Genomic DNA, 12239 nt, shown 5'->3' with positions numbered 1-12239 from the left:
GCTTTGACAAATCACTAGAAATCTGACTATAAACTATGATAGGATGTACGAACTTATGATTCTCATCCAGGGTAGCTTCTGCAAAGCAACTGAGCGATCGCAAAAAAATTTCCACAATCCATCTACTACTTGCTAACAGTAGAAGGCGAATAAGTGAATTGAATGTCATATACACTCAGAGTGTTTCATAAACTCTATCGGTGGCATGATAATTGCGAAAATTCAGACTTAAGATAAGTCAATAAATGCTGACACTGATAGTAAAAAAACACCATTTGCACTAGTATATTGTCTGAAACTTGCGCTAGAATATACGCCTAAGCAACTACCAACATTTCGCCAGCCAGCGAAAACAGTTTTCCTAAAAATCACTGAGTAGGTGTTAGCTAGTTAAGGGAGTTAAGTATCAGGGTGCATCTACCAATTAATTGTTCCAATATCTAGCAAAGTCTTCCGGAACAATTATCTCAAAGGTCTTTTGATGCTTCAAAATCAAAAAACAGTCGTATCTACCAAGCACGAGAGTTAGTTATCTTAGTACAACTACCAATAACCTGTTTCTAGGATTTAGAAGTATGCTCCGGATAAAAATTCCAAAAACTGATATGCTGTTAAACCAGCATAAAAAAATCTACCAGTTGAGGTCAGCACATAGGGGAGTTAGTTATTAGGGCGCGTCGATCAATCATTCATTTATTCGGGAATTTATGAAAATCTTCCGAATAAATTTTTAAAAATCATGGTTGCTATTTACCAAGCATAAAAAAATCTCCCAGTGGTGGCAGGTAACTAGGAGATTTATTTATCAGGGTGCATTTATGACCATTATTTTGTTCGAGGCTCATTTAGCATCTTCCGGATAAAATTTTGATAATCAGGATTACTGCTTTTCTGATTGTGCTATTTTTTCTGAAAAAATCCCCCAGCCAGTGTCAGCCAACTAGGGGAGTAAGTTATCAGGGTGCATCTACCAATTAATTGTTCTACAATCAAACCGCATCTCCCGGAACAATTTGCAGCAAGAAGCTTTCATCTACCAAAAAAAATCCCCCAGCCAGTGTCAGCCAACTAGGGGAGTAAGTTATCAGGGTGCATCTACCAATTAATTGTTCTACAATCAAACCGCATCTCCCGGAACAATTTGCAGCAAGAAGCTTTCATCTACTAAAAAAAAATCCCCCAGCCAGTGTCAGCCAACTAGGGGAGTAAATTATCAGGGTGCATCTACCAATTAATTGTTCTACAATCAAACCGCATCTCCCGGAACAATTTGCAGCAAGAAGCTTTCATCTACCAAAAAAAATCCCCCAGCCAGTGTCAGCCAACTAGGGGAGTAAATTATCAGGGTGCATCTACCAATTAATTGTTCTACAATCAAACCGCATCTCCCGGAACAATTTGCAGCAAGAAGCTTTCATCTACCAAAAAAAATCCCCCAGCCAGTGTCAGCCAACTAGGGGAGTAAGTTATCAGGGTGCATCTACCAATTAATTGTTCTACAATCAAACCGCATCTCCCGGAACAATTTGCAGCAAGAAGCTTTCATCTACTAAAAAAAAATCCCCCAGCCAGTGTCAGCCAGCTAGGGGAGTAAGTTATCAGGGTGCATCTACCAATTAATTGTTCTACAATCAAACCGCATCTCCCGGAACAATTTGCAGCAAGAAGCTTTCATCTACTAAAAAAAAATCCCCCAGCCAGTGTCAGCCAGCTAGGGGAGTAAGTTATCAGACACAATTATTTTTGTAGCCGTCCTCATGGTTATGTAGCCGCAGTATACGGCACAGCAAAAATTTAGGATTACCGAGTCTGTTGAGTGAAGACAACAGTCGAGAAAAACGATTAGTGATGGCGATGTCCGTCGGCTTGAGAATTAACCATTCGGCATCGCTTAAATCACTTGGGTAGGGTTTGCGGTGCGGATTCTCAATTTCGGGTAGACGGCTCATCGACAACAACATAAATACACTCGATTTAGCCTGTAACCTGAGTCCAGACAGATTCAGTTCTCTTTAGATTTTCTTTACGAATCAGCTCTTAGTCTGTCAGCAATTCTAGGAGTATCATTCAGGATTTCTTCTAATAAATCATCGGATAAGTTAGCGTAGAGTTCACTATTATTGGCATCCATACAACATTAAGTAGTTTATTAAAAATATAAGTGGCAATTTTTTGGAATACAAGGAAATTATGTTATTGTACATACACTTAAACTGATAAATTTAGAAATTTTTACATTAAAAGTATTTTTAAATACATTAATTTAGTTATTGAGCATTAGATTAATACAAAAGTGAGCATGTCTGCAAAATTAACCTATCAATCATACCAAAGCGGCGGAGAAAATTACTGCAAATATCTAGCGGTTGGAAGTAACACAAAGTTTTGAAAATATTTTTTAAACTATACTAATAACCTGAAAATGACAGCATTTGAACTTTTGGCTGCCAAGGAAGGTGTACGACCTTGCTCAAACTTGATTAAAATAAAGACGCGATCGCACTTTCTACAGGAGTATGCAGCAGTGCAGCCGGATTTACTAGGCTTAGAAATTAGCAAGGGAGAACTAAGACGCTTGACTGGGTTCGACCCAGAAGATGTTTTCCGGCCTTCGGTAATGAAAGACAGCGAGAAGCGATTTGGATTTTTGATTAATGAACTATTAGTGGCGTTAGCACTTACGCCAATTATTGTTGGTTTTATTTATGCGTTTATTATTTTGCCAATTATTGGTTCTTCGATTAAATTAGGCATCATTTTATTAATTTTAGTACCACTGGCTGTGATTGTTGGGCGATCGCTCTGGCGAAGTTTTACTTGTCCTAAAGCACTCACCATGCTTTTAGATGAAGTTGATCAATATCATGCTGTCATTAAAGCTATAGATATTCACGACCAATTAGCAACTTCAGATAACTCCCTCAATGATAGAGAACAAGTAATTTCTGCCTTACAACTAATTCGAGAAGATTTAGTCCGGGCTTTAAAAACAGAGCGAATTTTGCGGGATAATAAAAAACTGCTGGCAAATAATCAAGAATTATTTGTGAATAATTTAGCTAATCTGCAAGCATTGCAAGTCAGTACTCAAGCTGGCGAATATGCTCAACTACTCAATCAATCATTGCAGATTGCGCTTGATGTGCAAGCCGAAATCAGAAAATTACAAAAGCCTTAACTATCCCACACAACAGTTGCGCCGCTGACTCACATGAGCAATAAACCAAAAATAATTGTCTTGGATGATGACCCTACAGGTTCGCAAACAGTCCACAGTTGCTTGCTGCTAATGCGCTGGGATGTAGATACTTTACGCATCGGGTTGCGCGATGATTCACCGATTTTTTTTATACTGACTAACACCCGTGCATTACCTCCAGAGTCAGCCGCAGCTGTTACTAAAGAAGTCTGTCAAAATTTAAAACAAGCAATAGCTGCTGAAGGAATTAGCGATTTTTTGGTTGTCAGCCGTTCTGATTCTACCTTGCGTGGGCATTATCCAATTGAAACGGATGCGATCGCCACTGAACTCGGCCCCTTCGATGCTCATTTTCTCGTTCCAGCATTTTTTGAAGGCGGACGCATCACCCGTGACAGCATACATTACTTAATTATTGACGGTGTACCTACTCCAGTACATGAAACTGAGTTTGCCCGCGATTCTGTATTTGGTTATCATCACAGTTACTTACCCAAATACGTAGAAGAAAAAACTCAAGGTCGCATCAGTGCGGAGTCTGTCACCAGATTTTTACTCAGTGATATTCGCGCTGGTAGCTTAGAACGCTTACTCAAACTGACTGGTAATCAGTGTGCGGTGGTTGATGGTGAAACTCAAGCCGACCTCGACATTTTTGCTCAAGATTTATTAACAGCAGCAAGCCAAGGTAAACGCTTTTTATTTCGCAGCGCTGCCAGCATTTTAACTGCTTTAGCTGCATTACCTCCTCAACCCATTGCTGCCGAAAACATGGCAGAATATGTGCGGCAAGGCAAACCTGGCGCAATCATTGTTGGTTCCCATGTCAAAAAAACAACTCAGCAATTAGAAGTGCTGTTGCAAACAAAAGGGACAGAGGGAATTGAAGTTGAGGTACAGCGATTACTGAATCATGAGGAAAATTCATCTCATATACTGCTCACCGAAGTATTAGAAAATATCCAGACTGTACATAACGCTGGCAAAACACCAGTTATTTACACTAGTCGTCAAGAACTCACTTTTAATGATGTTAAGACGCGGCTTGATTTCGGGATTCAGGTTTCAAGTTTATTGATGGATATTGTACAAGGTTTACCTGCTGATATTGGCTTTTTAATTAGTAAAGGTGGAATTACCTCAAATGATGTCTTGAGTACAGGCTTGGCTTTAACAACAGCGCGGTTACTAGGCCAAATTCTGGCTGGTTGTTCGATGGTAATTACACCTGCTAACCATCCACAATTTCCAAACTTACCAGTAGTATTGTTTCCAGGTAATGTTGGTGATGCTAACGCCTTGGCAACAATTTACAAACGATTAACTAAAGAATTATGAAGTGTGAAGTCTGAAGTGTGAAAGCTTTTGTCATAGAGATTTCAGCCTGATAATATCATTTGTTATTGGATGTTGATAAAAAACATTGACTATTAACTAATGACAATCAGCAAAAAAAAGTGCAATATGTATGCCTAATAGCTGTCTATATCGCTAGTTAAGAATAATAAAACAGGGTTGATACAAAATGTTTGTTCTGAAATACTTCAGAAACATCAGTTCGATGAACAGCGGTTATTGGTGCATCCCACGGGAGGTAACAGCAGCATTTACAGCACTCAACACTCATAACTTTCTTGGGTGAGGATGTCGTTCCGTTGTGTAACTAATTTAAGATAAGTAATTACCCGGAGTTTCTGTCGTGTTTATGGCTGGTGCTGCATGACTTCTGATTTTGCTATCCCCAATCCAGAGTCAAATTCTGCACTTCCTGATGCAGAGTCAATCTCTCAGCTATCGGAAGTAGATGTAAATTCTATCGTTTCTCCTATTGAACCGAATTCCACCGTTTCGGAGACAGATCCCCATTCTGTCATTCCAGATACGGAACTATCATCTGTTCTCCTTTATTTAAAATCAAATTCTCCGCCTTTAGTGTTAAATCCAGAGTCTGTGCCTCAAGAATTAGATTCAACTTCTCCAGATCAAGATGTAGAGTTAAATTCTACTCCTAGAGAATTGGAGACAAGTTCGACTAAGGACATAGAAACCAATGCTGAAGTCCCAAATGAAGATTCGAGTTCTACTCTTTGGGATGTGGCTGCAACCGAAGTAGACAATCGACTTAAAAATAATATTCAAGTTCAGTTCAAAAATGAAGCTGGAAAACTGTTAGTCATTTTGCCAACAGAAGCTCAATTACCAGCCTCAGAAATAGCTTGGTCTGATATTTGGCAGCAGTTGAAGTTGCGATTAAATGCAGGCGATCGCTTAAGGATACCAAATACACCTGTACATTTGGTAGCCCATGACCGCTTGTTAGACGGCAGACAGCTGCAAGATTTAGCCGACAGCTTTAACGAAGTGCAACTCCCGCTAAAATCTGTCGCTACCAGTCGCCGACAAACTGCGATCGCCGCTGTGACATCGGGTTATTCTGTAGAACAACTACAGCCACAAACTTCCCTCAGTTCGGAAACTCAAGCAACCCCTACAACCCAAGCAGATGCTCTCTATCTCGAAATGACTGTCCGTTCAGGAGTCGAAATTCGTCATCCGGGAACAGTAATTTTGCTAGGAGATGTTAATCCAGGTGGTATCGTAGTTGCAGAAGGAGATATTTTAGTCTGGGGGCGTTTACGTGGAATTGCTCATGCTGGTGCTGGGGGAAACCGTGAGTGCCTGATTATGGCTTTGCAAATGGAACCAACTCAATTACGAATCGCCGATGCTGTAGCTAGAGCGCCAGAAAAGCTACCATCACAATTTTCTCCCGAAGTGGCACATATCACACCGCAAGGTATTCGCATCGCTAGGGCTACTGATTTTTCTAGAAATCAATTAGCTAGGATAAATCCAGTACCATAAATATTTATTATAATTCCTGAACCCTCATCGCTCGCAACTCTGAACATGACTCGCATTATTGTGATTACCTCCGGCAAAGGAGGGGTGGGTAAAACTACAGTGTCAGCAAACCTAGGTATGGCCCTTGCTAAAATGGGTCGTCAAATTGCCTTGGTTGACGCAGATTTTGGCTTAAGAAATTTGGACTTGCTGTTAGGACTAGAAAACCGTATTGTCTATACAGCCGTAGAAGTTCTCTCAAGAGAGTGTCGGTTAGAACAAGCTTTAGTCAAAGACAAACGCCAAACTAACCTTGTACTTCTACCAGCAGCCCAAAACCGTTCTAAAGATGCAGTCACCCCCGAACAAATGAAGTTATTGGTGAATGCACTGGCACAAAAATATCAGTATGTAATTATTGACAGTCCGGCGGGGATTGAAAACGGATTTAAAAATGCGATCGCCCCAGCCAAAGAAGCTCTAATTGTGACAACTCCTGAAATCTCCGCAGTTCGGGATGCTGATCGAGTAGTTGGGTTACTAGAAGCACAAGGTATTAAGCGTGTACACTTAATAATCAACCGGATTAGGCCAGCAATGGTGCAGGCAAATGACATGATGTCTGTTCAAGATGTTCAGGAATTGCTTGCAATCCCGTTGATTGGCGTGATCCCTGATGATGAGCGTGTAATTGTCTCGACCAATCGTGGCGAACCTTTGGTATTAGGGGATACTCCCTCTTTAGCTGCCATAGCTGTAGAAAATATTGCTCGGAGATTGGAAGGAGAAACCGTCGAATTCTTGGATCTCGACGCGCCCCCAGATAACATCTTCGCCCGTTTGCGTAAGTTGTTTTGGACAAAGATTGTTTAATGTTTCAGTCTCCTGATATCTATTAGCAATGATCATTGAAATTATCGAACGACTTTTTTCTCGACCTCCGGAAAACAGTCGCAATCAAGTTAAACGTCGCCTACAAGTAGTAATAGCTCACGACCGCGCTGACCTAGATGCTCAGACGTTAGAAAAAATGCGTCAAGAAATTCTAGATATCGTCTGTCGCTACGTGGAAATCGAAACTGATGGCTTGGAGTTCACTTTAGAAAGCAACCAAAGAACAACAGCTTTGATTGCTAATTTACCAATCCGACGGGTGAAAGATTCTATGTCTCTTTTGGAAAGTAGCGATAAATCACAGTAGTTGGCAAAAAAGTGCTGAGTGCTGAGTGCTGAGTATAAAAAACAAATTTCTCGCCCATAGCTTCTAACCTAAGCGCTTCTCTTTCAAACTTGGTGAAATGTTTTTATTGGAACTGCTATGTAAAAATTCTTTAGACAATACCTCTAAACCCATAATATATACAGGCTAGACTCCCAACTATATAAACAAACCAAGTAAGAAAGAAACCAATAGCTCGTCCTGGAGAAGGGCCGTAAGTTTTGATTAAACCCCATGCGTGGGCAATCCGAGCTACAGTTATGCTGCTTCCCAACAGCCATAATAACCATGTTTGTACCTGCATTAGCTCTAAGGCAAGTACAAACATTAATGCATGAGGTACATACTCAGCAAAATTTCCGTGAGCGCGAACCTTTCGTTGCAGCAACCCATCATCTTGACTTTGAGGGGTAAATAGCTTTTTCGTGCTTTTATCAACTAAAGCTGCCCAAGCACCAGGATTAATCAAGGGATCGGGTTGTTGTGCTACATCTTTCTCAGACGCACCATGCCAAACTCTGGTTTTTGTGAGTTCAAAAGCCACAATATAATATCAATTCTCTAAAATCGGGCAACACTATCTAATCCCCGAAACCTAGTCTATATTTGATTTTCTTAATTGCGAATTGGTATAAGGTAAAAATACAAGGCTGAACATCTGTCTCAAAACTCGTAGCTTTGCATTTCACATAAAAGAAAACATCTGTATTTTGGGCAAACTAAAACAGCCTAATTACTCACAGATGTAATGAAACAACTGCGATTTGCTAAAAAATTGTCTTTGAGCTTGTTGGTTTTCACTGCTTTACTCACAACTTGTAAACTAGCTCAAGCATCGGCTCCATTAACTTACGCTCCAACACCAGCAGCGAAAGAAGGTAAAATCATAGGAGGTGCAATCGATTGCGATCGCGATGGTCGAGAAAATGACTCACGCATTGATTACGATGGTGATGGAATCCCCGATGATTGCATAATTGGTAATTCTGCTTTGCCAGAACAAATTGATGAGATTGAATCAACGGAAACAGAAGAATTAAACGCTAAAACTCCAAAAGAAATTTTGAATGTACTCATGCAGTCTCTGACAAAAATGACTGAGGGTTGCGATGAAGCAACAAAAGTCAAAGCAGGTGTCAGCTATAGAATTTGTAGTATTAATAATCAACCAGTAACAGCTTCCGAAGCACTTTTAGAAGCAGGAGACGGTATAGGTTTCTGGTTTAAAAATAACAAGGTTGTGGCAATTCGCTATTTTCACTCAGGCGAAACTCTCTTCTTTGATGATGAAAAATTAATTGCTAAATTTCTTGATGATCAGGAAATACAAGTTAACTTCACTGATGAAGAACGTCAGGAGGCTGAGGTTACGGCAAAAGATGGCTACCAAACAATTTTTCAAGTTTTTGCAGTCAAAGGTCAGTGAGTTGTTAGAGGATGTCTGAAAACTTTTTGGTGTTGTATTTGAGACTGGTAGATCCCCTAGGAATTACGCAGTAAGACGAAAAATCAAGGGTTTGAGCAAGGATGAAAGGGTATAGGGGAGCCAGTGCGTTGCGGTGAATCAGTGCTGCGGGAGGGTTTCCCGACTCAGGCGACTGTGAACCCGAAGGGAGGTTCCCACGACAGTTCGCTCAAGCCGAGCCACTGCGTTGTGGAGGTATGACAGGTGTAGCAAGTGGCGTGGGAAACCACCCGCGCACGCAGCTGTCTCCCCGTTGTAGCGACTGCCATCGCGTCTCTACTGGTTTACAAAACATAACGAATTATCTGATCTGAACCATATTTCCCTATACCCCTACACCCTTGACCAAACCCTTGATTTTTCGTATCCGGAGTTAGTCCTACTCTTATTTTTTAACTCTTCTGACTCCTGAATTCTGACTTCAATTCAAAATTGGTATTACTTATTGGGCTGTTCAATTGGAATTTCAATAATAAATTCTGCTCCCTGGTTAGGAGATGAAATACACTTTAACGAACCACCGTGTCGTTCAGTAATAATTTGATAGCTAATCGATAAACCTAGCCCAGTACCTTTACCCACAGCTTTAGTAGTAAAAAAAGGATCAAATAATCTTTGCCTAACTTGTTCAGGAATACCAGGTCCATTATCAATAATACGAATAACTAATTGTTTGGCAGTTATTTGTTGAGTAAAAATCACAATTTGCGGCTTATTATTAGTAAGTTTCCCTTCTATTACTGAATCTTCCAAAGCATCGATCGCATTGGTTAAAATATTCATAAATACTTGATTTAGCTGTCCAGCATAACACTCAACTAAAGGTAAATTGCCATAATTTTTAATAACTTGAATTTGGGGATGATTAGCTCTCTTTCTCAAACGATGCTCTAAAATCATTAAAGTACTATCAATGCCTTGATGGATATCTACTGCTTTTAACTCAGCTTCATCTAGTCGTGAAAAAGTACGAAGCGAAGCCACAATTTGACTGATGCGTTCAGCACCAACTTCCATTGAAGAAAGCAGTTTTGCCAAGTCCTCAATTAAAAAATCGAGGTCAATAGCTTTAATTTTTTGTTGAATTTCCAATACAGGATTTGGGTAGTTCATCCGGTAAAGGTGCAGTAAATTGAGTAATTCTTTGGTATAGCTGTTGGCGTAAGTCAAATTCCCGTAGATAAAATTAACCGGATTATTGATTTCGTGGGCAACTCCAGCTACTAATTGACCTAGAGAGGACATTTTTTCGCTTTGAATTAGTTGGGACTGGGTATTTTGCAATTCTTTGAGAGTTTGCTCTAGTTCTATTGCTTGCTGTTGAAGTTGAGCTTCTGCTTGTTTGCGTTCGGTAATGTCTCGTGTGATGCCTTGAAAACCTACAACTTGTCCATTAGCATCAATCACAGGTGAGGTGTTGGAAGTAATCCATCTGTAAGTGCCATCCTTGTGTTTAACTCTTACCTCAAGTCCAGCTTGTTTTTTGCCTGTTTGGGTAATTTTTTGAAGGAAAGTCATACAAGCTGATACATCTTTTGGATGAATAAGCGGTACGAAAGATTGTCCTACAAATTCTGAGATGTCATATCCAAACATATCCGTAAAATTAGGAGAAAGATAACTAAATACGCCATTCAGTGTCATGGAATAAATTGCATCGTTGGCATTTTCTACCAAGCTACGGAACTTCAATTCACTAGCTGCTAAATCTAGCTGGGCTTGTTTATGCTCTGTAATATCTTCTCGAACAACCAGTAAGTATTTGGGCTGACCTTGAGAATCAAAAATAGGAGTTTTTTTAACGTGTAGAATCCGGATTTCACCGCTTTTTGTGCAAATTATCTGTTCAGGAATCTCTATAACTTTTTTGCTGGCGAGTACTTCTTTATCTCGCTGAGTAAAGAAATCTGCTTCTGCTCTGGGAAATAGGTCATAGTCGTTTTTCCCCAAAATTTCCTCTGCACTGACACCAGCTAACTCTTCAGCGGCTCGGTTACATAAAACAAATCGCAAATCAGTAGCATCTTTTACAAAGACTGCTACAGGCATTGTTTGGATCACAGAATACATAAACTTTTGAGCAGTTTGGAGTTGTTCTTCTACTTGTTGGCGATCGCACAGCGCGGCTTGCCGTTCGCTGATTTCTTGCTGCAATTTAGTAGTACATTCTAAAACTCTGTGGCGTAGTTCGGCATTCTCTAGTTCTAGTTGCTGAAGGCGTTGCCGTAAGCTGGTTAACTCTTGATTTAATTCTTCAATAGACATACGGATTTACTATTTTTTAGTTATGGATGTTGAGAAGTTATGTAAATCTCAATACAGTGAATTTATTGGTCTATTGGCAGAGTCAAGTAATTCTAAAATGCAATAACCAGGCAGAGATTTAGTTGTAGTGCTGTTGATCATATCTATTGCTTGAGAAAAAATTATCGTCAGAGAACTCAGCCAAATCTACTGTCATGGAAGTGCCTGAGATCATTTTTCCCAAATAAGCATCAAATATTAACTATTTCTTAAATTTGACTGAATGTTTGCTTTCTATAAAATTTCACGCAAGCTAAAGTAAATATTTTATTTTCATGATCAGTCTTTCACCAAACACAATATTATCGGTAGTGGTTGGTTTGTCTAACTATCTCCAAAAATTTCTGCACAGTTGAGGATGTGTCACTACTGCGCCAAATTATTGCGATTGCAACTTTTGGAATAGGTTCTTCAATTTGTTTATAAACTACTCCAGTTCGTTGTAAGTTTTGTAAGGATGCTGGCACGATCGCCACTCCCATTTCTGCTGCTACGATACTAACTATTGTTTGCATCTGAATGGCTTCTTGGACAACATTTGGGCTAAAACCTGATTGTTGGCAAAGGCTGATAATTAAATCGTAGAGTCCCGGCGCTAATTTTCTGGGAAATAAAATGAATGCTTCATTAGCAAGGGATGTCAAACTAATATGAGATTGATTCGCTAGTTGATGTGTCTCTGGTAACGCTACAATCAGCGATTCTTGAAAAATTGTCTCCCAGCTAAATTTACTGTCTTCAATAGGTGGACGGATAAAACCTACATCTAACCGTCCTTCCCGTAACCAATCTAGCTGTTGATCTGTAGTTAATTCATGTAACTCTAAACTTACTCCAGGAACAAGAATGCGGTAATTTCTGAGTATATACGGCAAAATATTATACGCTGCTGAACTGACAAAACCGACCACTAATTTTCCCGCTTCACCGCGACTGGTTTGTTGTCCTATTTGAATTGCCTGTTGTAATTGCTGGAGAATTTGCTGCACTTCTCTTAAAAATACTTGTCCTGCTTGGGTTAATTGCACATTGCGTTTTGTGCGGTGAAACAGTTCAAAGCCTAATTCTGCTTCTAATTGACGAATTTGTTGACTGAGGGGAGGTTGGGCAATATGCAATTTTTCGGCAGCTTTGCCAAAGTGCAGTTCTTCTGCCAACGTTACAAAGTAACGCAGATGGCGTAATTCCATTGTTACTAGCGACTAATA

The 12239-nt window shown here is 39.9% G+C and carries 13 protein-coding genes and 1 pseudogene; 6 read left to right on the top strand and 8 right to left on the bottom strand.

The window, feature by feature from the left end; translation table 11 throughout:
• Positions 1 to 989: 989 nt before the first annotated feature.
• From ACMX3D_RS23515 to ACMX3D_RS23500, 4 genes and pseudogenes are all read right to left on the bottom strand, one after another.
• Positions 990 to 1121 carry a hypothetical protein gene (locus tag ACMX3D_RS23515; RefSeq protein WP_482748222.1) on the bottom strand — a complete coding sequence of 44 codons (132 nt, stop codon included), beginning with the start codon at positions 1119 to 1121 and terminating at the stop codon, positions 990 to 992.
• A 125-nt stretch (positions 1122 to 1246) separates the two neighbouring features.
• Positions 1247 to 1378 (bottom strand): hypothetical protein, encoded by a 132-nt coding sequence (locus tag ACMX3D_RS23510; RefSeq protein WP_482748223.1) that lies wholly within the window; start codon positions 1376 to 1378, stop codon positions 1247 to 1249.
• Positions 1375 to 1506 carry a hypothetical protein gene (locus ACMX3D_RS23505; protein ID WP_482748222.1) on the bottom strand — a complete coding sequence of 44 codons (132 nt, stop codon included), beginning with the start codon at positions 1504 to 1506 and terminating at the stop codon, positions 1375 to 1377. Before ACMX3D_RS23505 ends, ACMX3D_RS23510 begins: the two co-directional genes overlap by 4 nt.
• Before the next feature lie 356 nt (positions 1507 to 1862).
• Positions 1863 to 1949, bottom strand: a pseudogene (locus ACMX3D_RS23500) (IS5/IS1182 family transposase); the annotation flags it as partial.
• A 575-nt stretch (positions 1950 to 2524) separates the two neighbouring features.
• On the opposite strand from ACMX3D_RS23500, the gene ACMX3D_RS23495 reads away from it, so the two are divergent.
• From ACMX3D_RS23495 to minE, 5 genes are all read left to right on the top strand, one after another.
• On the top strand, positions 2525 to 3178 hold the full coding sequence (locus tag ACMX3D_RS23495; protein ID WP_482752412.1) for a hypothetical protein: 654 nt from the start codon (positions 2525 to 2527) through the stop codon (positions 3176 to 3178).
• A gap of 33 nt (positions 3179 to 3211) precedes the next feature.
• Positions 3212 to 4537 (top strand): four-carbon acid sugar kinase family protein, encoded by a 1326-nt coding sequence (locus ACMX3D_RS23490; protein ID WP_482748221.1) that lies wholly within the window; start codon positions 3212 to 3214, stop codon positions 4535 to 4537.
• A gap of 381 nt (positions 4538 to 4918) precedes the next feature.
• Positions 4919 to 6064 carry a septum site-determining protein MinC gene (gene minC, locus ACMX3D_RS23485; protein WP_482748220.1) on the top strand — a complete coding sequence of 382 codons (1146 nt, stop codon included), beginning with the start codon at positions 4919 to 4921 and terminating at the stop codon, positions 6062 to 6064.
• A 45-nt stretch (positions 6065 to 6109) separates the two neighbouring features.
• Complete coding sequence (gene minD, locus ACMX3D_RS23480; RefSeq protein ID WP_482748219.1) at positions 6110 to 6916, top strand: septum site-determining protein MinD; 807 nt, start codon at positions 6110 to 6112, stop codon at positions 6914 to 6916.
• A gap of 28 nt (positions 6917 to 6944) precedes the next feature.
• Positions 6945 to 7244: a cell division topological specificity factor MinE gene (minE, locus tag ACMX3D_RS23475; RefSeq protein ID WP_482748218.1), complete on the top strand. Its 300-nt coding sequence runs from the start codon at positions 6945 to 6947 to the stop codon at positions 7242 to 7244.
• A 130-nt stretch (positions 7245 to 7374) separates the two neighbouring features.
• Here minE and ACMX3D_RS23470 read toward each other — a convergent pair whose 3' ends face one another.
• Entirely contained in the window at positions 7375 to 7806 is a 432-nt protein-coding gene (locus ACMX3D_RS23470; protein ID WP_482748217.1) for an MAPEG family protein, read from the bottom strand.
• Between the two features lie 204 nt (positions 7807 to 8010).
• Here ACMX3D_RS23470 and ACMX3D_RS23465 point away from each other — a divergent pair, with 204 nt between their 5' ends.
• Positions 8011 to 8688, top strand: a complete 678-nt coding sequence (locus ACMX3D_RS23465) for a hypothetical protein (RefSeq protein WP_482748216.1) — start codon at positions 8011 to 8013, stop codon at positions 8686 to 8688.
• A 208-nt stretch (positions 8689 to 8896) separates the two neighbouring features.
• Here the strand turns inward: ACMX3D_RS23465 and ACMX3D_RS23460 are convergent, their stop codons facing one another.
• From ACMX3D_RS23460 to ACMX3D_RS23450, 3 genes are all read right to left on the bottom strand, one after another.
• Entirely contained in the window at positions 8897 to 9022 is a 126-nt protein-coding gene (locus ACMX3D_RS23460; RefSeq protein WP_482748215.1) for a hypothetical protein, read from the bottom strand.
• 143 nt (positions 9023 to 9165) lie between these two features.
• On the bottom strand, positions 9166 to 10992 hold the full coding sequence (locus tag ACMX3D_RS23455; protein WP_482748214.1) for a PAS domain S-box protein: 1827 nt from the start codon (positions 10990 to 10992) through the stop codon (positions 9166 to 9168).
• Positions 10993 to 11333: 341 nt separating this feature from the next.
• Complete coding sequence (locus ACMX3D_RS23450; protein WP_482748213.1) at positions 11334 to 12221, bottom strand: LysR family transcriptional regulator; 888 nt, start codon at positions 12219 to 12221, stop codon at positions 11334 to 11336.
• Between the last annotated feature and the right edge of the window lie 18 nt (positions 12222 to 12239).

The organism is Anabaena sp. TISTR 8404 (genome assembly GCF_056847745.1).
This window is presented reverse-complemented; position numbering and strand designations above follow the sequence as displayed.

Coding starts and splice junctions, on each gene's coding strand:
- ACMX3D_RS23465 (WP_482748216.1), top strand. CDS start 8,011: ATGAAACAACTGCGATTTGCTAAAAAATTGTCTTTGAGCTTGTTGGTT.
- ACMX3D_RS23490 (WP_482748221.1), top strand. CDS start 3,212: ATGAGCAATAAACCAAAAATAATTGTCTTGGATGATGACCCTACAGGT.
- ACMX3D_RS23460 (WP_482748215.1), bottom strand. CDS start 9,022: ATGTTTTGTAAACCAGTAGAGACGCGATGGCAGTCGCTACAACGGGGA.
- minE (WP_482748218.1), top strand. CDS start 6,945: ATGATCATTGAAATTATCGAACGACTTTTTTCTCGACCTCCGGAAAAC.
- ACMX3D_RS23455 (WP_482748214.1), bottom strand. CDS start 10,992: ATGTCTATTGAAGAATTAAATCAAGAGTTAACCAGCTTACGGCAACGC.
- ACMX3D_RS23450 (WP_482748213.1), bottom strand. CDS start 12,221: ATGGAATTACGCCATCTGCGTTACTTTGTAACGTTGGCAGAAGAACTG.
- minD (WP_482748219.1), top strand. CDS start 6,110: ATGACTCGCATTATTGTGATTACCTCCGGCAAAGGAGGGGTGGGTAAA.
- minC (WP_482748220.1), top strand. CDS start 4,919: ATGACTTCTGATTTTGCTATCCCCAATCCAGAGTCAAATTCTGCACTT.